Annotated in this window: 21 protein-coding genes; 17 read left to right on the top strand and 4 right to left on the bottom strand. The window is 72.8% G+C overall.

Going from position 1 to position 24,048, the window contains the following annotated elements; translation table 11 throughout:
- Positions 1-110: 110 nt before the first annotated feature.
- Complete coding sequence (locus ABD330_RS19375) at positions 111-1,355, bottom strand: trypsin-like serine peptidase (protein ID WP_344466726.1); 1,245 nt, start codon at positions 1,353-1,355, stop codon at positions 111-113.
- A 380-nt stretch (positions 1,356-1,735) separates the two neighbouring features.
- Between ABD330_RS19375 and ABD330_RS19370 the strand changes: the two genes are divergently transcribed.
- The 5 genes from ABD330_RS19370 to ABD330_RS19350 are packed head-to-tail and all read left to right on the top strand — an operon-like array spanning position 1,736 to position 9,355.
- Positions 1,736-3,514: an IucA/IucC family protein gene (locus ABD330_RS19370; protein WP_344466724.1), complete on the top strand. Its 1,779-nt coding sequence runs from the start codon at positions 1,736-1,738 to the stop codon at positions 3,512-3,514.
- Positions 3,406-4,053, top strand: coding sequence for a GNAT family N-acetyltransferase (locus tag ABD330_RS19365; protein ID WP_344466791.1), 648 nt, complete (start codon positions 3,406-3,408; stop codon positions 4,051-4,053). The genes ABD330_RS19370 and ABD330_RS19365 overlap by 109 nt, the downstream gene beginning before the upstream one ends.
- Before the next feature lie 54 nt (positions 4,054-4,107).
- Positions 4,108-5,469, top strand: coding sequence for a lysine N(6)-hydroxylase/L-ornithine N(5)-oxygenase family protein (locus ABD330_RS19360; protein WP_344466722.1), 1,362 nt, complete (start codon positions 4,108-4,110; stop codon positions 5,467-5,469).
- 58 nt (positions 5,470-5,527) lie between these two features.
- A complete protein-coding gene (locus ABD330_RS19355; RefSeq protein WP_344466789.1) occupies positions 5,528-7,246 on the top strand; it encodes an IucA/IucC family protein in 1,719 nt (572 codons plus the stop codon).
- A gap of 12 nt (positions 7,247-7,258) precedes the next feature.
- Complete coding sequence (locus tag ABD330_RS19350) at positions 7,259-9,355, top strand: ATP-dependent DNA helicase (RefSeq protein ID WP_344466720.1); 2,097 nt, start codon at positions 7,259-7,261, stop codon at positions 9,353-9,355.
- Between the two features lie 246 nt (positions 9,356-9,601).
- On the opposite strand, the gene lexA is transcribed toward ABD330_RS19350, so the two are convergent.
- Complete coding sequence (gene lexA, locus ABD330_RS19345; RefSeq protein WP_425555580.1) at positions 9,602-10,480, bottom strand: transcriptional repressor LexA; 879 nt, start codon at positions 10,478-10,480, stop codon at positions 9,602-9,604.
- A gap of 312 nt (positions 10,481-10,792) precedes the next feature.
- Here lexA and nrdR point away from each other — a divergent pair, with 312 nt between their 5' ends.
- The gene (gene nrdR / locus ABD330_RS19340) at positions 10,793-11,290 is read left to right on the top strand and encodes a transcriptional regulator NrdR (RefSeq protein ID WP_344466718.1); all 498 of its coding nucleotides are present in this window, start codon (positions 10,793-10,795) and stop codon (positions 11,288-11,290) included.
- Positions 11,291-11,463: 173 nt separating this feature from the next.
- Positions 11,464-14,340 carry a vitamin B12-dependent ribonucleotide reductase gene (locus ABD330_RS19335; protein WP_344466715.1) on the top strand — a complete coding sequence of 959 codons (2,877 nt, stop codon included), beginning with the start codon at positions 11,464-11,466 and terminating at the stop codon, positions 14,338-14,340.
- 94 nt (positions 14,341-14,434) lie between these two features.
- On the opposite strand, the gene ABD330_RS19330 is transcribed toward ABD330_RS19335, so the two are convergent.
- The gene (locus tag ABD330_RS19330; protein WP_344466713.1) at positions 14,435-14,734 is read right to left on the bottom strand and encodes a YrdB family protein; all 300 of its coding nucleotides are present in this window, start codon (positions 14,732-14,734) and stop codon (positions 14,435-14,437) included.
- Complete coding sequence (locus tag ABD330_RS19325; RefSeq protein WP_344466711.1) at positions 14,728-15,132, bottom strand: hypothetical protein; 405 nt, start codon at positions 15,130-15,132, stop codon at positions 14,728-14,730. Before ABD330_RS19325 ends, ABD330_RS19330 begins: the two co-directional genes overlap by 7 nt.
- A 60-nt stretch (positions 15,133-15,192) precedes the next feature.
- Here ABD330_RS19325 and ABD330_RS19320 point away from each other — a divergent pair, with 60 nt between their 5' ends.
- From ABD330_RS19320 to ABD330_RS19275, 10 genes are all read left to right on the top strand, one after another.
- A complete protein-coding gene (locus tag ABD330_RS19320; RefSeq protein ID WP_344466709.1) occupies positions 15,193-15,642 on the top strand; it encodes a MarR family winged helix-turn-helix transcriptional regulator in 450 nt (149 codons plus the stop codon).
- Between the two features lie 78 nt (positions 15,643-15,720).
- Positions 15,721-15,951, top strand: coding sequence for an RNA polymerase subunit sigma-70 (locus tag ABD330_RS19315; RefSeq protein WP_280716125.1), 231 nt, complete (start codon positions 15,721-15,723; stop codon positions 15,949-15,951).
- Positions 15,952-15,953: 2 nt separating this feature from the next.
- On the top strand, positions 15,954-16,514 hold the full coding sequence (locus tag ABD330_RS19310; RefSeq protein ID WP_344466705.1) for a Clp protease N-terminal domain-containing protein: 561 nt from the start codon (positions 15,954-15,956) through the stop codon (positions 16,512-16,514).
- A 209-nt stretch (positions 16,515-16,723) separates the two neighbouring features.
- Positions 16,724-18,403, top strand: a complete 1,680-nt coding sequence (locus ABD330_RS19305; RefSeq protein ID WP_344466703.1) for a sensor histidine kinase — start codon at positions 16,724-16,726, stop codon at positions 18,401-18,403.
- The gene (locus ABD330_RS19300) at positions 18,403-18,846 is read left to right on the top strand and encodes a roadblock/LC7 domain-containing protein (protein ID WP_344466701.1); all 444 of its coding nucleotides are present in this window, start codon (positions 18,403-18,405) and stop codon (positions 18,844-18,846) included. Before ABD330_RS19305 ends, ABD330_RS19300 begins: the two co-directional genes overlap by 1 nt.
- Entirely contained in the window at positions 18,843-19,211 is a 369-nt protein-coding gene (locus ABD330_RS19295) for a DUF742 domain-containing protein (protein WP_344466700.1), read from the top strand. Before ABD330_RS19300 ends, ABD330_RS19295 begins: the two co-directional genes overlap by 4 nt.
- Entirely contained in the window at positions 19,192-19,983 is a 792-nt protein-coding gene (locus ABD330_RS19290) for a GTP-binding protein (protein ID WP_425555579.1), read from the top strand. The genes ABD330_RS19295 and ABD330_RS19290 overlap by 20 nt, the downstream gene beginning before the upstream one ends.
- Entirely contained in the window at positions 19,980-21,224 is a 1,245-nt protein-coding gene (locus ABD330_RS19285) for a cytochrome P450 (RefSeq protein ID WP_344466698.1), read from the top strand. The genes ABD330_RS19290 and ABD330_RS19285 overlap by 4 nt, the downstream gene beginning before the upstream one ends.
- A 27-nt stretch (positions 21,225-21,251) precedes the next feature.
- Positions 21,252-22,463, top strand: a complete 1,212-nt coding sequence (locus ABD330_RS19280; RefSeq protein ID WP_344466696.1) for a cytochrome P450 family protein — start codon at positions 21,252-21,254, stop codon at positions 22,461-22,463.
- A gap of 178 nt (positions 22,464-22,641) precedes the next feature.
- Positions 22,642-24,021, top strand: coding sequence for an ABC transporter substrate-binding protein (locus ABD330_RS19275; protein WP_344466694.1), 1,380 nt, complete (start codon positions 22,642-22,644; stop codon positions 24,019-24,021).
- Positions 24,022-24,048: the final 27 nt, after the last annotated feature.

The raw sequence follows: 24,048 nt of genomic DNA, 5'->3' as shown, positions 1-24,048 counted from the left end.
CTGTTCAGGACGGGATACCCCAGGGGCGCGAGGAACTGCGCGAGATCGGAAGGCTTCGGCCTGTTGCCTTCCGCATCGCGCAGTTCCTCGCGCCCCTGTTTTTTGCTCCCTTACTTCTGGGAGAGGTAGGCGAGGGCCTGCTGGGCGACGGTTTCCAGGTACGGGCCGCTGAGTGAGGTGTGGTCGGCGGTGCCGATCGAGGTGTCGCTGACCAGGGCGAGCCGGCCGTCCGGCATGGGGGCGAACCAGCCGCCGCCGCTGGCGCCCGCCGTCATGGTGCAGCCGATGGTGAGCATCGGGGGCCGGGTGGCGTCGTAGGAGAGGCGGACGGGCGTGCCGCCGTCGCAGCGGTCCAGCTCCTGGCCGTCGAAGGGTTTGACGGCCGGGTAGCCCCAGGCGGAGACCTTCAGCTGGTCGCGCGGTGCGTTGAACCAGACCGGCACGGCGGAGCCGACCGTCTCCTCCAGGGACTTGCCGCCGCCGTCCGGGTTGTGGACCCGCAGCACGGCGAAGTCGTACTGGTTGGCCGCGCCGCCGCTGTGGCCGCCCTCGGCCATCCACTGCGGGGAGGTGACGACCCGGTCGGCCCACCACTCGCCGAGCGGCGCCACCTGGTCCAGGGTGGCGTGCCTGCCCTGGCTCGCCGCGCCGGAGCTGTTGTAGGCGGGGACGAAGATGATGTTCTTGTACCAGTCGCCGCCCTTGCCCTGGTGCACGCAGTGGCCCGCCGTCCAGACCAGGTTGCTCTTGCCCGGGTGCGCCGGGTCGGCGATCACCGTGGCGGAGCACTGGCCGGTGCCGTCGCCGCTCGCCGTGCTGGTGAAGACCTTCCCGGAGGCCGCGTTGTCGGTGTAGGGGCGCGGCACCGGGACGGCCTGGACCGGGGACGGGTCGGGATCGGTGACGCCCGCGGAGCCGGTGGCCGTCGCGCTGCCGCCGGTACCGGTACCGCCGCTGTCGGGGGAGGGGGCGGCGGGGGCGCTCGGCGGGGTCGGGTCCTGCGCCTGCGCGGCCTTCATCTTCTCGGCGTTCCAGAGGTTCTTGACCACCGGGTTGTGGAAGACGTGCTGGGAGGCCCACTTGTCCCAGTCGTCCAACTTCCACTTCTTCAGGTCGTCCCAGTTCTTCGGCAGCCCGTCGAGCAGCCCGGACGGGAGGCCGCCCGGCAGGTGCGGCTTGCCGCCCGCCGTGGCGGAGGCCGAGGCCGCGTCGGCCCCGCCGTGGGCCGGGGCGGCGGAGCCGCAGGCGGTCGCGGTGAGGAGGAGCGCGGCGACCAGCGCGGCGCGGCCCGTCCGGCGGATCGGCGTTCGGCGGACCGGCGTCCGGGTGAGCGGTGAGCGGTGTGTCGATGGCATGAGTGGAGCCCCCCGAGGCGTGCGCGTGGACGGCTTCGAGTCTCCCATGCCCGTCCGCCCGGCCCTGACGGGTGCTCACCGGCAGGCCGCGGACCGGGCCGATCACTCCAACGGGTGGGTGATCCAGCGGTATTCACCACAACGAGTGAGCTGATCTTGTGATCACCACCCGGGCGTAGGTAACCCTTGGAACATCCACCAGGAGAGCCCGGGGGCCCACGTCCCACTCAGGGGTGCGGCGCCGGCACCCCAGCGCCCCGCGCCCCTGAGGTGCTGCCTGGCGGGCCTACTGGCGGAGCCTCCTGCCTGTCGCGTACCGGGCCGGTGCCCGTACGCCCGACTCCCAGCGCCCGCAGCCCCACGCGCCCCAAGGAGCAGCCTTGAGCACCGCCCTCACCGGAGCCCCGCCCGCCCTCCCGCAGCAGCCGCACCGACCCGGGCCGACGGACCAACTGCTCCATCCGGACCCGGCCGTGGCGGCCGAGCAGGCCGGGGTGGAGAGCCTGCTGCGCTGCTGGGTACGGGAGACCGGCGCCCGGCCCGCCGCCGACGGGCAGCTGCTGATCCCGGTGCTGGGCGGCGCCGCGCGGCTCGCCGTGCCCGTCCGGCACTGGTCGCCCTGCGGCTGGCACCGCTTCGGCCAGGTCACCCTGCTGGGAGCCGACGGCCGGGCGGACGCCCCGGTCGACGCCGTCACCATCGCCGCCCTGGTCGCCAGCGCCGCCGCCGAGCGCCCCGACCCGGGCCGGATCGCCGACCTCGCGGCCCGGGTCGCCGACTCGGTGGTCCGCACCGCCGACGTGCTCGCCTACCGCCGCCGCGCCCAGGAGCCGACCGACTGGCCCTTCCTGCGGGCCGAGCAGGCCCTGCTGCTCGGACACCCGCTGCACCCGACCCCGAAGAGCCGGGACGGCCTCGGCCCCGCGCAGAGCGCGGCGTACTCGCCCGAACTGCACGGCTCCTTCCGCCTGCACTGGTACGCCGTGGACCGCGAACTGCTCGCCGCCGACTCGGCGGCCGGCCTGGACGCCGACCAGCTGACCGGGCAACTCCTCGGCGACCCGGGCCTGTTGCCGCCCGGCACCGCCGCCCTGCCGCTGCACCCCTGGCAGGCCCGCGAGCTCGCCCTGCGCCCCGCCGTCGCCGAACTGCTCGCGGCCGGACGGCTGCGCGACCTCGGCCCGCAGGGCGAGCCCTGGCACCCCACCTCCTCCGTCCGCACGGTCTGCCGCCCCGGCACCCCCTGGATGCTCAAGCTCTCGCTCGGCCTGCGGATCACCAACTCCCGTCGGGAGAACCTGCGCAAGGAGCTGCACCGGGGCGTCGAGGTGCACCGGCTGCTGGAGAGCGGCCTCGGCGCCCAGTGGCGCGCCGCCCACCCCGGCTTCGACATCGTCCGCGACCCGGCCTGGATCGGCGTCGACCTGCCCGGACTCGGCGACCCGAACGGGCTGGACGCCGTCCTGCGGCAGCAGCCCTTCGGGCCGGACGAGCGGGTGTTCTGCGTCGCCGGGCTGGTCGCCGAGCGGCCGTTCGAGCGCCTGGACTCGCAGCTCGGCGACGTCCTGCGGACACTGTCCGCCCGCTGCGGGCGCCCGCAGCGGACCGTCGCCGCCGAGTGGTTCCTGCGCTACCTGGACGCCATGGTGCTCCCGGTGCTCTGGCTCGACGGCCGGGCCGGCATCGCCCTGGAGGCCCACCAGCAGAACAGCCTGGTACTGCTGGACGCGGCGGGCTGGCCGGTCGGCGGCCGCTACCGGGACAACCAGGGCTACTACTTCCGCGACTCGCACGCCGCCCGGCTGGACGCCCGGCTCCCGGGGATCGGCCGGGCCAGCGACACCTTCGTCGACGACCACGTGATCGACAAGCACTTCGCCTACTACCTCGCCATCAACCACGTCCTCGGGCTGATCGGCGCGTTCGGCTCGCAGGGGCTCGCCGACGAGCGGGTGCTGCTCGCCGCGCTGCGCCGCTTCCTGGCCGGCCCCGACGCGGCCGCCACCGGCTCGGCCCTGCCGGGCCTCCTACTGGGGTCGCCGACCCTGCACTGCAAGGCGAACCTGCTGACCCGGCTGAACGGCATGGACGAACTGGTCGGCCCGGTCGCCGGGCAGTCGGTCTACGTCGACATCCCCAACCCGCTGGCCGCGCCGTGACCCCGGCGGGCCCGGGCACGATGGCGACCGCCGCCGGGGTGTTCGAGCTGCGCCCCGTCCGGCTCCCGGCCGACCTGCCGCTGCTGGCCGAGTGGATGAACGACCCGGCGGTCGCGGCCTTCTGGCACCTGGCCGGGCCGCCCGCCACCACCGAGCGGCACCTGCGCGGGCTCCTCGACGGCGACGGGCACAGCCTGCCGTGCCTCGGCCTGCTGGACGGCACCCCGATGAGCTACTGGGAGATCTACCGGGCCGACCTCGACCCGCTCGCCCGGTACTACCCCGCCCGGCCGCACGACACCGGCGTCCACCTGCTGCTCGGCCCGGCCGCCACCCGCGGCCGCGGCCTCGGCAGCACCCTGCTGGCCGCCCTCGCCGAACGGATCCTGCACACCGGGCCCGCCGACGGCCGGGTGGTCGCCGAGCCCGACGTCCGCAACACGGCGTCGGTCCGGGCGTTCCGCACCGCCGGCTTCGACCTCACCGCCGAACTCGACCTGCCCGACAAGCGCGCGGCCCTGATGACCCGCTGCCGCTGACGCCGACGGCCCGCCGCCGCGCCCCACACCCGAACCTCCCGAGAACTGGACGGCATGGACAACCCGCAGCCCGACCCCCACGACCTCCTCGGTGTCGGCATCGGCCCGTTCAACCTGTCCCTGGCCGCACTGGCCGACCAGGTCGGCGGCCTCGACGCGCTCTTCTGCGAGGCCAGAGCGGAGTTCCGCTGGCACCCGGGGATGCTGGTCGACGGCGCGCGGATGCAGGTCCCGTTCCTCGCCGACCTGGTCTCGCTGGTCGACCCGACCAACCCCTGGTCCTTCCTCAACTACCTGCGCGACCAGGGGCGGCTGTTCCCCTTCTACTTCGCCGAGCGCTTCCAGCTGCCCCGGCGCGAGTACGACCACTACTGCCGCTGGGCCGCCGAACGGCTGGTCAACTGCCGCTTCGGCACCGCCGTCACCGCACTGCACTGGTCCGCCGAGCACGAGCTCTTCCGGGCCGACACCACCGGCGGCGAGGTCTGGGCCCGCAACGTCGTCCTCGGCACCGGCACCAGCCCCGTCCACCCGGAGCCGTTCGCCGCCCTGCGCGGACACCCCGCCGTCTGGCACTCCGCGCACTACCTGGACCGCCGCCGCACCCTCGACGGCGCCCGCGACATCACCGTCGTCGGCTCCGGCCAGTCCGGCGCCGAGGTCTTCCTCGACCTGCTGCGCACCAGGGGCGCCGACGGCACCCGGCTGCGCTGGCTGACCCGGACGAGGGCGCTCGCCCCGATGGAGTACTCCAAGCTCGGCCTGGAGCACTTCACCCCCGACTACACCCGCTACTTCCACACCCTGCCCGCCGAGGTCCGCGACCAGCTGGTCGCCGCCCAGTGGCAGCTGCACAAGGCCGCCAGCGCCGAGACCCTCGCCGAGATCCACGACCACCTCTACGAGCGGACGGTCGGCCGCCCGGTCGACGCCGACCCGGTCGAGATCATGCCGGGCACGGCCGTCACCGAGGCGCTCGCCGGGCCCTGCGGCGGCTTCGAGCTCAGCTGCCGGCACACCGACTCCGGCGCCGAACACGTCGTCCGCACCGACGCCGTCGTCCTCGCCACCGGCTACCGCGCCGTCCGCCCGGCCGCCCTCGACCCGATCGCCGAGCTGATCGACTGGGACGAGCACGGCCGCTACCGGGTCGACCTGGACCACCGGGTCGCCACCCGCCCGCAGCTCACCGGCGGTCTCTACGTCCAGAACGCCGAACTGCACAGCCACGGCGTCGGCACCCCCGACCTCGGGCTCGGCGCCCACCGCGCCGCCGTCATCCTGAACGCCGTCGCCGGCCGCACCGTCCACGAGCTGCCCGCCCGCACCGCCTGGACCAGCTTCGCCGCCCCCGCCCCCACCGCCGTCCTCCCACGACCCCAGGAGGGGAACCGTGCCGCAACAGCCACCCGCTGACCAGCTCCACCTGCCACCGCAGCTCACCTCCGAGCACTGGCAGCGGGCCCGCCGGGCGATGCTGGCCAAGACGCTCGGCGAGTTCGCGTACGAGGAGCTGATCACGCCGGTGGCCGACGCCGACGGATACCTGCTGGCCCTGCCCGGAGCCGACTACCGCTTCACCGCCCGCCGGGGCGCGTACGGCAGCTGGCGGGTCGACCCGGCCTCCGTCCGCTGCTCCGCCGACCCGGACGCGGACCCGCTGCGCTTCGTCCAGTACGCCCGGCACGCGCTCGGCCTCTCCGGCGACACCCTCGGACACCTGCTGCGCGAACTCACCGCCACCCTGCTCGCCGACGCCCACCAGCTCGCCACCGAACTGACCGCCGCCGAGCTGGCCTGCCTCGGGCACGTGGAGCTGGAGGGCCGGCAGAGCGGCCACCCCTGGATCGTCCCCAACAAGGGCCGGCTCGGCCTCTCGGCCCGGGACACCGCCGACTGGGCGCCCGAGGCCCGCACCCCGCAGCGCCTGCCCTGGCTGGCCGTGCACCGCTCGCTCGCCGAGTACCGGGGCGACCCCCAGCTGTACGCCCGGGAACTGGACACCCTGGAGCCCTTCCGCGCGCTGCTCGGCGACCGGGCCGACGAGTACCTGCTGCTGCCCGTGCACCCCTGGCAGTGGGACGAGATCGTCGTGCCGCTCTTCGCCCCCTGGATCGCCTCCGGCGACATCGTGCCGCTGCCCAGCGACGGAGACCTGAGGCTGCCCCAGCAGTCCATCCGCAGCTTCTTCAACCTCAGCCGCCCGGACCGCTGCACCGTCAAACTGCCGCTCTCCATCCTCAACACCCTGGTCTGGCGCGGCCTGCCGACCGAGCTGGCCCGCGCCGCGCCCGCCGTCACCGCCTGGATCCACGGGCTGCGCGACGGCGACCCCTTCCTGCGCGACGAGTGCCGGGTGATCCTGCTCGGCGAGATCGCCTCGGTGACCGTCGAGCACCCGCTCTACGGCGAGCTGCCCGAGGTGCCGTACCAGTACAAGGAACTGCTCGGCGCGATCTGGCGCGAGCCGCTCGGCCGGTACCTGGAGCCCGGCGAGCGCGCCCGCACGCTGGCCTCCCTGCTGCAGACCGGCTCCGACGGGCGCGCCCTGGTCGCCGAGCTGGTGGCCCGCTCCGGGCTGCCGGCCCGGGACTGGCTGCGCCGGCTCTTCGCGGTGATGATGCCGCCGCTGCTGCACTTCCTGTACCGCTACGGCACGGTCTTCTCGCCGCACGGCGAGAACGCGATCGTGGTCTTCGACGAGCAGGACCGGCCCGTCCGGCTGGCGGTCAAGGACTTCGTGGACGACGTCAACGTCAGCGACCGGGAGCTGCCCGAACTGGCCGGCCTGCCGGCCGAGGCCGCCCGCGTCCTGCCGCGCAAACCGCCGCAGGCGCTCAACCAGTACCTGCACGCCGGGCTGTTCATCGGCGTCTACCGCTTCCTGGCGCCACTGGCCGAGGAGCAGCTGGGCGTGCCCGAGGAGGAGTTCTGGACGCTGCTGCGCGAGCGGATCATGGCCTACCAGCGGCGCTTCCCCGAGCTGGCCGAGCGCTTCGAGCTCTTCGACCTCTTCACGCCCCGGATCGACCGGCTCTGCCTCAACCGCAACCGGCTGCTGCTGGACGGCTACCGGGACCGCGCCGAGCGCCCGTTCGCGGCGGTGCACGGCCAGGTGGACAACGCCCTGCACCCCGGCGGCCCGAGCGCGCGAGCCGCCCGGGCGGACCGGATTGTCAGTGCGGCGCCGTAGGGTGGGAGGGTCATGACGAACGACTCCGAACCCCAGCCCCTGCCCGGCGCACCCGAGGTGCCGGAGGCCGTCCCACGGGCGCAGCTCCCCGAGCTGCTGCACGCCGCCGTCCTCGCCGTCGGCGGCGTCGAGCGTCCCGGCCAGGTCAGGATGGCCGAGGCCGTCTCCGACGCGGTCGAGGCCGGCGAGCACCTGCTCGTCCAGGCCGGCACCGGCACCGGCAAGTCCCTCGCCTACCTGGTGCCCGCTCTCGCCCATGGCGACCGGGTGGTGGTGGCCACCGCCACCCTCGCCCTGCAACGCCAGCTGGTCGAGCGGGACTTGCCGCGTACGGTGGACGCGCTGCACCCCGTGCTGCGCCGCCGCCCGCTGTTCGCGATGCTCAAGGGCCGCTCCAACTACCTCTGCCTGCACCGCGCCAACGAGGGCACCCCGAGTGACGAGGGCGAGGGCCTGTTCGACCCGGTCGACGCGCTCGGCGGCCCGACCGGCAAGCTCGGCAAGGACGTCCTGCGGCTGCGCGAGTGGGCCGGCGAGACCGAGACGGGGGACCGCGACGACCTCTCGCCCGGCGTCTCCGACAAGGCCTGGGCGCAGCTCTCCGTCACCTCCAAGGAGTGCCTGGGCGCGAGCAAGTGCGCCTACGGGCAGGAGTGCTTCGCCGAGCAGGCCCGCGAGCGGGCCAAACTGGCCGACGTGGTGGTGACCAACCACGCGATGCTGGCGATCGACGCGATCGAGGGCGCCCCCGTGCTGCCCGAGCACGCGATGCTGATCGTCGACGAGGCGCACGAGCTGGTCAACCGCGTCACCGGCGCGGCCACCGCCGAGCTGACGGTCGGCGCGGTCAACCGGGCGGTCAAGCGCGCCGCCAGGCTGGCCAACGAGAAGGCGGTGGACGCTCTCCAGGCGGCCGCCGAGAGCTACCACGGCCTGATGGAGACGGCGCAGCCCGGGCGGGTCGAGGAGCTGCCCGAGTACCTCGCCTACGCGGTGGCGGCGATCCGGGACGCCGCCCGGCTGGTGATCACCTCGCTCGGCGAGACCCGCGACAAGGCGCTGACCGACGAGGACGCCGTGCGCAAGCAGGCGATGGCCTCGGCCGAGCAGCTGCACGAGACGGCGGACCGGCTGCTCTCGGAGTCGGCCTACGACGTGGTCTGGATCGAGCGCAGCGACCGCTTCGGGCCCGGCACCGCCTCGCTGCGGGTCGCGCCGCTGAACGTCGCCGGACTGCTGCGGGAGAACCTCTACAAGGAACGCTCGGTCGTCCTGACCAGCGCCACGCTCAAGCTGGGCGGCGACTTCAACGGCGTGGCCGCCTCGGTCGGCCTCCCCGGCGAGGGCCGGCTGCCGGACCTGCGCAGTGCGGACGAGCCCGCCGTCGAGGAGGGCGAGGACGCCCCGCCGTACTGGCGCGGGATCGACGTCGGCTCACCGTTCGCCTACCCCAAGCAGGGCATCCTCTACGTCGCCAAGCACCTGCCGCCGCCCGGCCGGGAGCCGGACCGGCCCGAGATGCTGGACGAGCTGGCGGACCTGATCGGCGCGGCCGGCGGGCGCACGCTCGGGCTGTTCTCCTCGATGCGGGCCGCCCAGAAGGCCGCCGAGGTGCTGCGCGAGCGCCTGGACAACCGGATCCTGCTCCAGGGCGAGGACACCCTCGGCGAGCTGATCCGCGAGTTCGCCTCCGACCCCGAGACCTGCCTGTTCGGCACGCTCTCGCTCTGGCAGGGCGTCGATGTGCCGGGCTCGGCCTGCCAGTTGGTGGTGATGGACCGGATCCCGTTCCCGCGCCCCGACGACCCGCTGATGAGTGCCCGCCAGAAGGCGGTCGAGGAGGCCGGCGGCAACGGCTTCATGGCGGTGGCGGCGACGCACGCGGCGCTGCTGATGGCCCAGGGCGCCGGCCGGCTGGTCCGGGCGGGCGACGACCGGGGTGTGGTGGCGGTGCTCGACCCCCGCCTCGCCACGGCCCGGTACGGCGGCTTCTTCCGGTCCTCGATGCCGGACTTCTGGTACACCAACGACCGCAACCAGATCCGCCGCTCCCTCGCCGCGATCGACGCGGCGGCACCTGCGGTGCGGCCGGTCGCCAAGCGGGGGTAGCTGCGCAGGCGGCGAACCCGCAGGGGCGCGTGGGGGTACCTCCCGGCCGGAGGCTGGGGGAGAACTGCGCGAAATCGGAAGGGCACGGACGGTCTGCCAGGCCCGGTGGGCACGTTGCACCTCGTCGTCTGTACGGCGGGATGGTGCAACTTGCGCTCCGGGGGAGCAGTACAGCGCCGTGCTCTTCCGATTTCGCGCAGTTCCCCGCGCCCCTGCTGTGCTTGCCCGTGTGCCGCGAGGCCAGAGCTAGAGGCGACGGAGGACCGCGACGACCTTGCCCAGGATGGTGGCGTTGTCGCCCGGGATGGGCTCGTAGGCCGGGTTGTGCGGCATCAGCCAGATCTTGCCGTCCTCGCGCTTGAGGCGCTTGACGGTGGCCTCGCCGTCGATCATCGCCGCGACGATGTCACCGTTCTCGGCGACCGGCTGGCGGCGGACGGTGACCCAGTCGCCGTCGCAGATCGCGGCCTGGATCATCGAGTCGCCCTGCACGGTGAGTGCGAACAGCTCGCCCTCGCCGACGAGTTGGCGGGGGAGCGGGAAGACGTCCTCGACCGTCTGCTCGGCCAGGATCGGGCCGCCGGCGGCGATCCGGCCGACCAGCGGCACGTACGAGGTCGAGGGGCGGCCGGCGGCCTCGGCGGTGTTCGGGCGGGTGACCTCGACGCCGCGGACCTCGTACGCGCGGGGGCGGTGCGGGTCGCGGCGGAGGAAGCCCTTGCGCTCCAGGGCCATCAGCTGGTGCGCCACGGACGAGGTGCTGGACAGGCCGACGGCCTGGCCGATCTCGCGCATGCTCGGCGGGTAACCCCGGCGCTGGACGGAGTCCCTGATGACCTCGATGACGCGGCGCTGGCGCTCGGTCAGCCCGGCCTCGTCGGTGCGGATGCCGGGCGGGCGGCCCGGGAGCGAGCGGGCGGGGGCGGCCTGGCCGAGCGCTCCGTCCAGGGCGGCGGCGTGCTCGATCGGCTGGTCCGGGAGGCGGCCCGAGGCGTTCAGGGCGCCGCCGGCCAGGCGGTGGTCTTCGCTGCGGCTCATGCTGTGGTCCACGCTCTGCTGGTCCATGGTGCGCGCGGGACGCTCCTGCACCGGGATGGAGTTGCTCTTGGTTTCTACGGTGTTCACTGGCTGCCCCTCGATAGACAGGCGTTCTCCCTTGTTCCACTCAACTGGCACGCCTATCGAAAGGTTGCGCCAAACACACGTTCGAGTGAATTATTTCGGAGTCGGCTGACTCGATCAAGGCTTTGGGTGTAGATCGATTAAATGTTCGATCGACAGAGTCTATTCACGGGCTGCGAATTTTTCGACTCGCCCCGCGTGGCGCCCCCCGCTGATCGCACATCTAGTGGCAGAGTGCCGGTTTGGGCCCTACATGCTGTGTCCGGTAGGCTGGCCTGGGTCCGAAGTCATGCTGCCGTGTAGGGAGTCTCCAAGGTGCACTGCCCCTTCTGTCGGCATCCGGACAGTCGTGTTGTGGACAGTCGTGCCAGCGACGACGGCAGTTCGATCCGCCGCCGCCGCCAGTGCCCTGACTGCGGTCGCCGCTTCACCACGGTGGAGACGGCAACGCTGATGGTCATCAAGCGCAGTGGCGTGACGGAGCCGTTTTCCAGGGAGAAGGTGATCTCCGGCGTCCGCAAGGCCTGCCAGGGCCGCCCGGTCACCGAGGACGCGCTCGCCAAGCTCGGCCAGCGGGTCGAGGAGTGCGTGCGGGCCAGCGGCAGTGCCGAGCTCTCCACCCACGACGTGGGGCTGGCCATACTCGGCCCGCTGCGTGACCTGGACGTCGTCGCCTACCTGAGGTTCGCCTCGGTGTACCGGGCCTTCGACGATCTCGAAGCTTTCGAGGCCGCTATCGCGGAACTCCGCGCCGTGCGGCCTCTCCCTGCGGCGGACGGCGCCGGCGTGCCCGTCCCCGCCGCCGCGCCCTGACGGGCGGGTAGCACCGCACCACCGGCCCGACAGGGCCCACGCGTGCCCGAAAACAGGGCATAAACACCACATATCGTGCGTTATGGCCGACATCTGGGGCCGTACGCACAGCCACCAACGCAGTACCCCGAGCGAAGCGGGGTGCTGAGGGGTTTGCCCAGGAGGAGTACGAAGTGACAGATACCACGAGCGGTTCCGCACGCGGGTCGAAGTCCGACAAGGCTGCGAAGGGGGCCGGCAAGGCTCCCAAGGGCGGTCTGCGGATCGAGCGCATCTACACCACTCCTGGCGTCCACCCGTACGACCAGGTCAGCTGGGAGCGGCGCGACGTCGTCATGACCAACTGGCGTGACGGCTCGATCAACTTCGAGCAGCGCGGCGTCGAGTTCCCCGACTTCTGGTCGGTCAACGCGGTGAACATCGTCACCTCGAAGTACTTCCGCGGCGCGGTCGGCACCCCGCAGCGCGAGTGGAGCCTCAAGCAGATCATCGACCGGGTGGTGCTCACCTACCGTGCGGCCGGTGAGAAGAACGGGTACTTCACCACCCCGGACGACGCCGAGGTCTTCGAGCACGAGCTGACCCACGCCCTCCTCCACCAGGTCTTCAGCTTCAACTCGCCGGTCTGGTTCAACGTCGGCACCAAGCAGCCCCAGCAGGTCAGCGCCTGCTTCATCCTGGCCGTCGACGACTCCATGGAGTCGATCCTCGACTGGTACAAGGAAGAGGGCATGATCTTCAAGGGCGGCTCCGGTGCCGGCCTGAACCTCTCCCGGATCCGCTCCTCCAAGGAGCTGCTCAGCTCCGGCGGCAACGCCTCCGGCCCGGTCTCCTTCATGCGCGGCGCCGACGCGTCCGCCGGGACGATCAAGTCGGGCGGCGCCACCCGCCGCGCGGCCAAGATGGTCGTGCTGGACGTGGACCACCCGGACGTCGAGGCCTTCATCGAGACCAAGGTGAAGGAGGAGGAGAAGATCCGCGCGCTGCGCGACGCGGGCTTCGACATGGACCTGGGCGGCGACGACATCGCCTCCGTGCAGTACCAGAACGCCAACAACTCCGTCCGGGTCTCGGACGAGTTCATGAACGCGGTCGAGCACGGCACCGAGTTCGGCCTGCGGGCCCGGATGACCGGCGAGGTCATCGAGACCATTGACGCGAAGAAGCTCTTCCGGAAGATGGCCGAGGCCGCCTGGGCCTGCGCCGACCCGGGCATCCAGTACGACGACACGATCAACCACTGGCACACCTGCCCGGAGTCCGGCCGCATCAACGCGTCCAACCCCTGCTCCGAGTACATGCACCTGGACAACTCCAGCTGCAACCTCGCCTCGCTGAACCTGATGAAGTTCCTGAAGGACGACGACTCGTTCGACGCCGCGACCTTCGCCAAGGTCGTCGAGCTGGTCATCACCGCGATGGACATCTCGATCTGCTTCGCCGACTTCCCGACCGAGAAGATCGGCGAGACCACCCGCGCCTACCGCCAGCTGGGCATCGGCTACGCCAACCTCGGCGCGCTGCTGATGGCCACCGGCCACGCGTACGACTCCGAGGGCGGCCGGGCGCTCGCCGGTGCCATCACCTCGCTGATGACCGGCACCGCCTACCGCCGCGGCGCCGAGCTGGCCGGCGTGGTCGGCCCGTACGACGGCTACGCCCGCAACGCCGAGCCGCACCAGCGGGTCATGAAGCAGCACGCGGACGCCAACGCCGCCGCCACCCCGGTGGACGAGTTGGACGCCCCGGTGTGGACCGCCGCCACCGAGACCTGGGGCGACGTGCTCCGGCTCGGCGCGCAGCACGGCTTCCGCAACGCGCAGGCCTCGGTGCTCGCCCCGACCGGCACCATCGGCCTGATGATGGACTGCGACACCACCGGCGTCGAGCCCGACCTCGCGCTGGTGAAGTTCAAGAAGCTCGTCGGCGGCGGCTCGATGCAGATCGTCAACGGCACCGTGCCGCGCGCCCTGAAGCGCCTCGGCTACCAGGACGAGCAGATCGAGGCGGTCGTCGCCCACATCGCCGAGCACGGCAACGTCGTCGGCGCGCCGGGCCTGAAGCCCGCGCACTACGAGGTGTTCGACTGCGCGATGGGCGAGCGGGTCATCTCCGCGATGGGCCACGTGCGGATGATGGCCGCGATCCAGCCCTGGATCTCCGGTGCCATCTCCAAGACGGTGAACATGCCGGAGGCCGCCACCGTCGACGAGATCGAGGAGATCTACTTCGAGGCGTGGAAGCTCGGCGTCAAGGCGCTCGCGATCTACCGCGACAACTGCAAGGTCGGCCAGCCGCTCTCGGCCAAGACCAAGACCCCGGCCGCCGCCGTGGTGGAGAAGGCCGCGCCGGTCGTCGAGAAGGTCGTCGAGTACCGCCCGGTCCGCAAGCGCCTCCCCAAGGGCCGCCCGGGCATCACCACCTCCTTCACGGTCGGTGGCGCCGAGGGCTACATGACGGCCAACTCCTACCCGGACGACGGCCTCGGCGAGGTCTTCCTGAAGATGTCCAAGCAGGGTTCGACCCTCGCGGGCATGATGGACGCCTTCTCGATCGCCGTCTCGGTCGGCATGCAGTACGGCGTCCCGCTGGAGACGTACGTCTCGAAGTTCACCAACATGCGCTTCGAGCCGGCCGGCCTGACGGACGACCCGGACGTGCGGATGGCGCAGTCGATCGTCGACTACATCTTCCGCCGCCTGGCGCTCGACTTCCTGCCGTTCGAGACCCGCTCCGCGCTCGGCATCCACTCGGTCGAGGAGCGTGAGCGTCACCTCGACACCGGTTCCTACGAGCCGATCGAGGCCGAGGAGATGGACACCGAGAGCCTGGCCCAGTCGGCCCCGCTCGCGGCCAAGCCCGTCGTCCAGCCGGTCCCCGAGAAGCCGAAGGCCGCCCCGGCCCAGGCCCACAACTCCACCGAACTGATGGAGATCCAGCTCGGCCTGAACGCCGACGCCCCGCTCTGCTTCTCCTGCGGCACCAAGATGCGCCGCGCCGGCAGCTGCTACCTCTGCGAGGGCTGCGGCTCCACCAGCGGCTGCAGCTGACAAGTAGCTTGTCAGGGCGGGTGGTCGGCGATTCGCCGGCCACCCGCCCTTCGTTTTGGGACCGGGAGGCGTGACGCGACGTGGGACACGGCGGTCAGAGGTGCTGGATCGCGGTGGAGAGCAGGTAGAGCAGGACGAACACGACCGCCGTGCGGGGCCGTCCGGCCAGGACCAGGGCGCCCGCGCCGCCCCCGTACCAGAGGATCTCCAGGACGGCGCGGCCCGGCCCGTGCAGCGGGATCGTGGCGCTCGGGGCGCCGAGCACCCCCCAGGCCGCGGCGAACACGAGGACCAGCCCCACCCCCGCGGTCCAGTGGTGACGCGTCCAGCCGTAGTGGCCGACGGCGGCGTAGACGGCGAGTTCCAGCAGGAAGGCGAGGGTGTCGCTCAGCATGACGGCGCCATCCGGGCTTCGGTGCGGGTCAGCCGGGCGGCCGTGGCGAGGTGGAGGACGGCCAGCGCGCTGCCGCCGACGACCATGCCGGGGTTGTGGGCCGTCAGGCCGATCGCGGCGTCGGCGAGTTGCACGACCCCGGAGACCAGCAGCAGCGGAGTGAGCGCGCGGCTGGTCCGGCCGAACAGCAGCTGCTGGACCAGCGCGGCGCCGAGCGGTACGGCGCGGGCCGCGTACGCCTGCGCGTAGAAGTCGACTCCGGCGGTGACCGCGCTGCCGTGGGCGAGCGCGAGCCCGGGGTCGAGGAGGCCGGCGATGCTGGAGCCGACCGAGAGCAGGGCGCCCCCGACGTTGGCGATCAGCAGGGCGCGGGGGAGCGGAGCGGTGCGCTGAACCATTGAGTCAGTCCTCAAATCGTTCGAGCTATGAATGATTTGAGAGACGATATCATCGTGCTCATGAATGACGTCAACCCCCCGCTGCTGACCTCCTCGCTGGCCTTCCGCCTCGGCACCGTCGGTGCGGTCGTCACCACGCGCTTCACCGAGCTGGTCGAAGGCCGTGGTCTCAAGCCCAAGCACCTCGGGCTGCTCGCCACACTGAGCGCGGGCGCGGCCTCCTCCCAGCTGGAGCTCGCCCGCGTCATGGGGGTCGCGCCCAGCCTGGTGGTGAGCCTGGCCGACCAGCTGGAGGGGATGGGCGCACTGCAGCGGGTGCGCGATCCGGCCGACCGGCGGCGGCAGGCCTTGGTGCTCACCGATGCGGGCCGGGCGCTGCTCGCGGAGTGCGCGGCCCTGGCGCACGGGCTGGACGACGAACTCACCGCCTCGCTGGCGCCGGCCGAGCGGGAGGCGCTGGGCCGGGCGCTCGGCGTGCTGGCGCGGGAGGCGGGGCTGCCGGTCGAGTAAGCCCCTGTCGGCTGCCCGGGTATCCCGCATCCGTCAACTTTGGTTGACAGGTGCGGGATGTCAACCTAAGTTGACAGTATGAGCGAGACCAAGCAGCTCGCGGCAGACGCGAGCAGTCGTGACCCGTCCGTGGGGCTGAGGGCCGTGCGGGCACTGCGGGATCTGGCGGACCGGCTGGAGGATCTCCAGGTCGGGAACGCGCGAGGCCAGGGCTGGTCCTGGCAGGAGATCGCGGTCTGTCTCGGCGTCAGCCGGCAGGCCGTCCACAAGAAGTACGCCCGGCGGGGCTTCGGAGCGGGAGAGGACTGACGATGTTCGAGCGGTTCAGCGAAGGGGCGCGGCGGTCGGTGGTCCTCGGACGGGAGGAGGCGCGGCGGCTGCGGCACGACCACATCGGTACGGAACACCTGCTGCTCGGCATCCTCGGGCAGCCCGACGACCCGGCGGCGGCTCTGTTGATCGACGCCGGGCTGGACGTGGTCACGGCGCGCGGGGTGGTGGCGAGGCTGCTCGGCGCCCCGCACCCGCAGGTGGACGAAGCCGCCCTCGCGGCGATCGGGGTCGACCTGGAGGCCGTCCGTGAGGCGGTGGAGGCGACCTTCGGCGCGGGCGCGCTGGACGCCCCGGCCGGGCCGCCCGGACGGCGGCGGAAGGGGGCGGTCAGGTTCACCCCCCGGGCGAAGCAGGTGCTGGCGCTGGCGGTCCGGGCGGCCGCCGGCGGTGGCGGCGGCCGGATCGAGGTGGGGCACCTGTTGCTGGGGGTGCTGCGTGAAGGCGGCGGGATCGGGGTACGGGTGCTGCGTGAGTCCGGGGTGGACCTCGCGGCGGCCGGGGCTGCCGTCGAGCGGACCCTGCCGTCCCGGGCTGCCTGAGCGGGGCCGCCCGGCGGGTTGCGCAGGGGTGTGCGGAGCGTGAAGAACGGCGACGGATCGTCAACTCTCCCCTTGAGTAAGGGAAGTGAATGGATATGATCTGCTGACCGCGTGTACTGGTCAAAGGCCTGGAGCGTGCTCGGCTGCGCGTTCCAGGCGGTGTGCGCTGTCGCCTGTCCGACGCTGTCGCCGGCCTGAGGATCAGACTGATGAGAGTTCTCGCCCGCCCCTTAGCCGGGGCCGATCGACGCCCGAACGCCAGGGCCGCCTGGTGGGCCGCGGCCGGGATCCTGGTCGGCGGGGGTGCGGGCGCGGCCGCCGTCTCGCAGGCCCCCGCCGCCCACCGGGCGGCCGTGGCGGCCACCGTCGGCGGGGCGCTGCCACTGTGGTGCGCCCTGGTGCTGCTGGCCTCCTGGCAGGCCGCTCACGCCGCCCGAGCCGGGGGTGAACTGCGCACCGCCCGGGACGAGTTGGTGCAGACCGGCGGGCAGGTCCGAGAGCTGCGCGCGGACCTGGCCGCGACACACTCCGCCGCGGCCACCCTGCGGGCCGCACTCGCCACCGCCGAGGCCGAGGCGTACGGCGCGAACGCGGACCTGGCGACCACCCGGACGGCCCTGGCCGTGAGCGAGGCCGAGGCCACCCGGCTGGGCGGGCTCGCCGAGACGGCCCGGGTCGAACGCGAGGAACTGCGGCGGCTCTCCGCCGAGACCCTGCCGGAGGTGGTCCAGCGGCTGCGGGCCGGCTCCTCGGCGGACACCGTGCTGGCCGGGTACCCGGCGGCCGCGCACACCGGGCTGCTGCGGACGGTCGCCGAGGAGATCGGCCGGGGCGAGCGGCAGCGCGCCGCCGCGCTCGCGGTCTGTGCCACGGCGGCCGGCCGGGTGCAGGCACTGGCCACCAGCATGCACGCGGAGCTGCGCGACATGCAGCACCGGCACGGCGAGGACGTCCTCGGCGACCTGCTGAACCTGGACCACGCCACCGCGCAGGCGGGCCGGATGGCCGACAGCATCGCGGTGCTCACCGGCGCCCGCTCGGGCCGCCGCTGGACCAAGCCGATCGCGGTGGAGAGCATCCTGCGCGGCGCGCTCGGCCGGATCGGCGCGTACCAGCGGGTACGGCTGCACTCGGCGAGCACGGCGGCCGTCGCAGGGTACGCGGCCGAGGGCGTGATGCACGCGCTGGCCGAACTCCTCGACAATGCCGCCAACTTCTCGGCGCCGCCGGCCGAGGTGCACGTCTACGTCGAGGAGGTGCACTCGGGGCTGGTGATCACCGTCGAGGACGGCGGGCTGGGGCTGAGCGAGAGCTGGCTGCGCCGGGCCGAGCGGGCGGTCTCGCCCGAACCGCTGGACCTCACCACGCTGTCGGCGGGCACCCGGATCGGGCTGGCGGTGGTCGGTTCGCTGGCCCGTAAGCACGGTCTGTCGATCTCCTTCCGGCCGTCCGCCCGGGGCGGCACCGGCGTGGTGATGCTGATCCCGGAGCAGTTGGTCACCCGCCCGGCCCCGGCTCCGCACGGGGCGCTCGCCGCCTCGCCCGCCTCGCCCGCCGAGGCACGGCAAGGCGGCCCGACGGCCGGTGCGGCAGCCCGGGAGGCCGGCCGCGCGGAGCAGGCCCGCCCTGCGCCGGAACCCCTCCGTGCCGGGCCGGGCCCCGCGGCCGACGGCCTGCCGCAGCGCCGTCGCGGGCAGACGCTCGCCTCCTCCCGGACCGCTTCGGCCACCGGGCCGTCCGCCGTCCCCGCCCAACCTGCCCAACCTGCCCAACCTGCCCAACCCGTACGGACCGACGCCGCCGTCGCGGCGGGGCGGTTCGGCGCCTTCCGCAGGTCCCTCCAGCCGGGGCCCGCCACCACCGACGCTCTCCCGAAGGATGAGTCCTGATGAGCAGCAGCACCGACCGTGATCTCGACTGGCTGTTGGAGAACCTGCTGACCGCGACGCCGGGCGCCCGGCACGCCCTGGTGCTCTCGGCCGACGGCCTCAAGCTCTGTCACACGGCCGGTCTGGGCACGGATCAGGCGGACCAGCTGGCGGCGATCTCCTCCGGCATGCAGAGCCTCGCGCACGGCGCGTCGATCGAGTTCGGCGACCGGACGGGCGGGGTACGGCAGTCGATGACCGAGTTCCACGGCGGCATCCTGTGCATCGTCGCGGCCGGTGAGGGCGCGCACCTCGCGGTGGTGACGGACGAGGACGCCGACGTGGGCGTGGTCGGCCACAACATGTACGGGCTGATCGAGCAGATCGGCGTCCTGCTGAGCGCGCCGCCGCGCGGGGCCGACGCGTTCGAGGACGACCGGATCGACGCCCCGGCGCCGGCATGAGCGCGCAGCCGGCCCGGCCGGGCCGGGACGAGGACCCGGACCGCCTCTACACCGTCACCCGGGGTCGCAGCCGCCCGCCGGAGCACGCCTTCGACCTGGTCACCCTGATCGTCGCGGAGCAGCAGCCGGAGCCCGGCATGCAGTCCGAGCACGCCCGGATCCTGCGGATGTGCGCCGACCCGGTCGCCGTGGTGGAGATAGCGGCGGGTCTCGCGCTGCCCGTGAGCGTGGTCAAGATCCTGTTGGGCGACCTGCTGGAGGCCGGGCGGGTGACGGCGCGGCACCCGCGCTTCGCCCCGGCCAAGGCCCGGCTGCCCGACCTCGACATGCTGAAGCAGGTGCTGCATGGTCTCCACCAGCTCTGACCCGGTCGTGCTGTCGGGGGAGTTACCCGTCGGGCCACCTCCCGGGCCGTCTCTCGGGCCTTCTTCCGGGCCTTCTTCCGAGCCGACCGGTCGGCGGACGCCGCTGCGGAGCACCGCCGACAACGGCCTGAAGGTCGTGGTGGTGGGCGGCTTCGGGGTGGGCAAGACCACCCTGGTCGGCGCGGTGAGCGAGATCCGGCCGCTCGCCACCGAGGAGACGATGACCGTGGCGGGCGAGGGCATCGACGACCCTTCCGGGGCCTGGGGCAAGCGCTCGACCACGGTGGCCTTCGACTTCGGGCGGATCACCCTCGGTGACCGGAACGTGCTCTACCTCTTCGGTGCGCCGGGCCAGGAGCGCTTCTGGTTCCTCTGGGACCGCCTGTTCAGCGGCGCCCTGGGCGCGGTCGTGCTGGTGGACACCCGCCGGCTGGAGGACTCCTGGTACGCGATCGACCGCCTGGAGCACCACGGCACCCCGTTCGTGGTGGCCCGCAACAACTTCGGGGCGCCGGAGCACAGCCTGTCGCAGGTGCGTGCGGCGCTCGACCTCTCGGACGGCGTCCCGCTGGTGGACTGCGACGCCCGGGACCGGGAGTCGGGCAAGCGGGTGCTGATCGAGCTGGTCCGGCACCTCCAGCGGCTCGCCGAAGCGGCCCACGCGGCCGCCGCACCCGGACCAGCCGAAGCAGAGGCACCCGCAGCGGCTGAGGCACCCGCAGCACGCGAGGCACGCGAAGCACCCGCAGGCGAACAGGAGACGACCCCGTGACCGAGCCCGCGAACACCCCGCCGCCGGGCTGCCCCGCGCACTCGGGGGCGACCCCGCTGTACGGCCCGCGCTTCCAGACCGACCCGGGGCAGCTGTACCAGGAGCTGCGGGCGGCGCACGGCCCGGTCGCCAAGGTCGAGTTGGCCGGGGGCGTCCCGGCCTGGCTGGTGATCGGCTACCGCGAGTTGCAGCTGATGACCGGCCAGCCGAAGCTCTTCGGCCGGGACTCCACCCGGTGGAACCTCTGGCCCCGGATCCCGGCGGACTGGCCGCTCAAGCCGATGATGGCACCGGTGCCGTCGATCATCTACGCCGAGGGCGAGGAGCACCAGCGCCGCAAGGGTGCGGTCACCGACGCGCTGGCCGCCGTCGATCCGTACGAGCTGAAGAAGCACTGCGAGGAGATCGCCGACCGGCTGATCGACGAGTTCTCCGGGCGGGGCGAGGCGGATCTGGTGGCCGAGTACGCGCACCGGATGCCGCTGCTGGTGCTCTGCCGCCTGTTCGGCCTGGGCGAGGACGAGGCCCCGCCGCTGATCCGGGGCCTGCTGGCGATGCTGGACGGCGGCGCGGACGCCCAGGCGGGCGCGCAGCAGCTGCTGGACATCATGCTCAGGCTGGTCCGCGAGAAGCGCGAGCGGCCGGGGCCGGACATCACCTCGCGGCTGCTCGCGCACGCGGCCGGGCTGACCGACGAGGAGGTCATGCGCGACATGCGCGTGATGCTGATCGCCGGCCACCAGCCGTGCGCGTACTGGATCGCCAACGCGCTGCGGCTGATGCTGACCGACGAGCGGTTCGCCGCCTCGCTCTCCGGCGGCCGGCGGAGTATCAGCCAGGCACTCTCCGAGGCGCTCTGGGAGGACACTCCGACGCAGATCTTCGCGGGCCGCTGGGCGACCCGCGACACCCGGCTCGGCGGGCAGCTGATCGCCGAGGGCGACCTGCTGCTGCTCGGGATCGCCGGGGCCAACGCGGATCCGTCGGTCCGTCAGGAGGACGGCACCCCGGCCGAGGGCAACCGGGCCTATCTGAGCTTCTCGTACGGCCCGCACAGCTGCCCCTTCCCGGCCCAGGAGTCCGCCGAGGTGATCGCCACCACGGCGATCGAGGTGCTGCTCGACCGGCTGCCCGACCTGCGGCTCGCGGTGGCCGAGCACGCGCTGGTCTGGCGGCCGTCCGCCTGGGTGCGGGCGCTGGTGGCGCTGCCGGCGGCCTTCACGCCGGGCTACGTGGTCTGACCGTCCGTCGACGCACCGAGGAGCACTGTGGACACGCCGTTCGTGATCGATCCGCTGGCGCGCGACAGCGCCGCCGAGGGCGCGCTGCTGCGCGCGGCCGGGCCGGTGGTGGCGGTGGAGCTGATGGGCGGGGTGCGGGCCTGGGCCGTCACCCGGGACGCCGCCGCCCGCGAACTGCTGACGGACCCCCGGCTGGTGAAGGACGCCGGGCACTGGGCGGCGTACCAGCGGGGCGAGGTCCCGGCCGACTGGCCGCTGATCGGCCTGGCGGTGCCGGGCCCGAGCATGGTCACCACGGACGGGCCGGAGCACCGGCGGCTGCGCGCGCTGGTCGCACAGGCGTTCACGCCCCGGCGGGTGGAGCTGATGCGGCCCAAGGTGGAGCAGGTGACGGCCGCGCTGCTGGACCGGCTCGCGGCGGCCGGGCCGGTGGCCGACCTCAAGACCGTGTTCGCCTTCCCGCTGCCGATGACACTGATCGGCTGGCTGCTCGGGTTGCCCGAGCAGGACCACGCGTACGTACGGGAGTTGTACGAGCGCTTCTTCAGCAGCGTCCGGTCGGACGTCCGGGCGACGATCGCCGCGCTGAACGCCTTCGTCCTGGGCCTGGTCGCCCAGCGGCGCGCGGCGCCGGGGGCGGACCTGATCAGCGCGCTGCTCGCCGCCGACACGGAGGGCGGGGCGCTGACCGACGCGGAGGCTGCGGCGACCCTGCGGGTGATCATCGCGGCGGGCCACGAGACCACCGTCAACCTGATCACCAACGCCGTCCGGGCCCTGCTCGCCCACCCGGACCAGCTGGCGCTGGCCCGGTCCGGGCGGGTGCCGTGGTCGGCGGTGGTCGAGGAGTCGCTCCGCTGGACGCCGCCGACCAGCAACTTCCTGTTCCGCTTCGCCGCCGAGGACGTCACGTACGAGACCTCGGTGATCCCGCGGGGCGACGCCGTGCTGATCTCCTACAACGCGATCGGCCGTGACCCGGCGCGGCACGGCGCCACCGCCGAGCTCTTCGACATCACCCGCGAGCCGACCCGCCACCTCTCCCTCGGGTACGGGCCGCACGTCTGCCCGGGGGCTCCGCTGGCACGTCTGGAGGCCACCGTGGCGCTGCCCGCGCTGTTCCGGCGCTTCCCGGAGCTGGCACTTGCCATCGGCGACGGCGAGCTGCGGCCCAACCCCACGATGGTGGTCAACAGCCTGCGGGAGCTGCCCGTCCGGCTTGAACGCCGGGGCGACTGAGGGGATCCGGCACCTTGGCGCGAGATGAGCGCTACGTTAACGTCTTGAACCCGGCATCCGCCGGGTACGGATCGGTCTCTGGTACAGCGCAGTGTGTTCTGTCTTATTTGCTGGCATGTCATGCCCTGGCAAGGAGGACCGCATTGACTTCCCTCTCGATCGCGATCGAAGGCCGCCGATGACCCTTCATCCCCGGCCGAAGAACCTCAGACGGCAGCTGCTCGCCGTCCCTGCCGTCCTGGCCCTGGCCCTCACCGCGGCCTGCTCCAACAGCTCCGGCAAGTCCGGGGCCGACGCCTCGGCCGCCCCGACGCTCAGCGGCGACTGCGCCAAGTACCAGCCGTACGCCGGGCACGCGGGGACGAAGGTGAGCATGTACGCCTCGATCCTCAGCCCGGAGTCCGACTCGCTGGAGAAGTCCTGGTCCGAGTTCAGTTCCTGTACGGGCATCAAGATCTCGTACGAGGGCTCGAACGACTTCGAGTCACAGCTCCAGGTCCGGGTCACCGGCGGCAACGCCCCCGACCTCGCGATCATCCCGCAGCCGGGCCTGCTCGCGCAGATGGTGAAGACCGGCAAGGTGGTGAAGCCGCCGGCCCAGACCGTCGCCAACGAGGACAAGTGGAGCCCGGTCTGGAAGACCTACGGCTCGGTCAACGGCACCTTCTACGCGGCGCCGATGAGCGCCAACATGAAGTCGCTGGTCTGGTACTCGCCGAAGTACTTCAAGCAGGCCGGGTACCAGGTGCCGACCAGCTGGGCCGATCTGATGGCGCTCAGCGACCGGATCGCCAAGGCGGGCGGCACCGGCAAGCCCTGGTGCGGCGGCATCGGCTCCGGCACGGCGACCGGCTGGCCGGCCACCGACTGGCTGGAGGAGGTGGTGCTCGGCTCGTACGGCGGCGACGTCTACGACCAGTGGGTGAGCCACCAGGTCAAGTTCGCCGACCCGAAGATCACCGGCGCGATGCAGACCGTGGCCGGCTGGATGCAGAACCCGGCCTGGGTGAACGGCGGCATCGGCGACGTGAAGTCGATCGCCACCACCACCTTCCAGGACGCCGGCGCGCCGATCCTCACCAACAAGTGCTGGATGCTGCAGCAGGCGTCCTTCTACCAGGCACAGTGGGCCAAGGGCACCAAGATCGGCCCGGACGGCGACATCTTCGCCTTCCGGCTGCCCGCGGTGACGCCCTCGGTGGCCAACCCGGTCGAGGGCGGCGGGGAGTTCCTCGCCGCGTTCTCCGACCGCCCCGAGGTGCAGGCCGTGCAGAACTACCTCTCCACCGCGGACTGGGCGAGCAGCCGGGTGAAGGTCTCCACCGGCTGGGTCTCCGCCAACCAGGGCGTCGACAAGAGCCTCTACACCGACCCGATCGACAAGCTCTCCGCCGACGCGCTGACCGACCCGGCCGCGACCTTCCGGTTCGACGCCTCCGACCTGATGCCGGCCGCGATCGGCGCCGGCCAGGAGTGGAAGTCGCTGACCGCCTGGTTCGCCGAGGGCCAGTCCATCCCGAAGGTGGCGGCCGACATCGACGCGGCCTGGCCGCAGTAGCCGCTCCGCGCGGCTCCCACCCGACCA

The sequence above is a fragment of the Kitasatospora kazusensis genome, assembly GCF_039529945.1.
Classification (GTDB): Bacteria; Actinomycetota; Actinomycetes; order Streptomycetales; family Streptomycetaceae; genus Kitasatospora; species Kitasatospora kazusensis.
Note: the sequence above shows the minus strand (reverse complement) of the source record. Positions and strands in the feature narration are given on the sequence as shown.

Coding starts and splice junctions, on each gene's coding strand:
- ABD330_RS19320 (WP_344466709.1), top strand. CDS start 15,193: ATGAATGACGTCAACCCCCCGCTGCTGACCTCCTCGCTGGCCTTCCGC.
- ABD330_RS19305 (WP_344466703.1), top strand. CDS start 16,724: ATGAGAGTTCTCGCCCGCCCCTTAGCCGGGGCCGATCGACGCCCGAAC.
- ABD330_RS19275 (WP_344466694.1), top strand. CDS start 22,642: ATGACCCTTCATCCCCGGCCGAAGAACCTCAGACGGCAGCTGCTCGCC.
- ABD330_RS19350 (WP_344466720.1), top strand. CDS start 7,259: ATGACGAACGACTCCGAACCCCAGCCCCTGCCCGGCGCACCCGAGGTG.
- ABD330_RS19325 (WP_344466711.1), bottom strand. CDS start 15,132: ATGGTTCAGCGCACCGCTCCGCTCCCCCGCGCCCTGCTGATCGCCAAC.
- ABD330_RS19355 (WP_344466789.1), top strand. CDS start 5,528: ATGCTGGCCAAGACGCTCGGCGAGTTCGCGTACGAGGAGCTGATCACG.
- ABD330_RS19315 (WP_280716125.1), top strand. CDS start 15,721: ATGAGCGAGACCAAGCAGCTCGCGGCAGACGCGAGCAGTCGTGACCCG.
- ABD330_RS19290 (WP_425555579.1), top strand. CDS start 19,192: ATGGTCTCCACCAGCTCTGACCCGGTCGTGCTGTCGGGGGAGTTACCC.
- ABD330_RS19300 (WP_344466701.1), top strand. CDS start 18,403: ATGAGCAGCAGCACCGACCGTGATCTCGACTGGCTGTTGGAGAACCTG.
- ABD330_RS19295 (WP_344466700.1), top strand. CDS start 18,843: ATGAGCGCGCAGCCGGCCCGGCCGGGCCGGGACGAGGACCCGGACCGC.
- ABD330_RS19375 (WP_344466726.1), bottom strand. CDS start 1,355: ATGCCATCGACACACCGCTCACCGCTCACCCGGACGCCGGTCCGCCGA.
- ABD330_RS19330 (WP_344466713.1), bottom strand. CDS start 14,734: ATGCTGAGCGACACCCTCGCCTTCCTGCTGGAACTCGCCGTCTACGCC.
- ABD330_RS19310 (WP_344466705.1), top strand. CDS start 15,954: ATGTTCGAGCGGTTCAGCGAAGGGGCGCGGCGGTCGGTGGTCCTCGGA.
- ABD330_RS19360 (WP_344466722.1), top strand. CDS start 4,108: ATGGACAACCCGCAGCCCGACCCCCACGACCTCCTCGGTGTCGGCATC.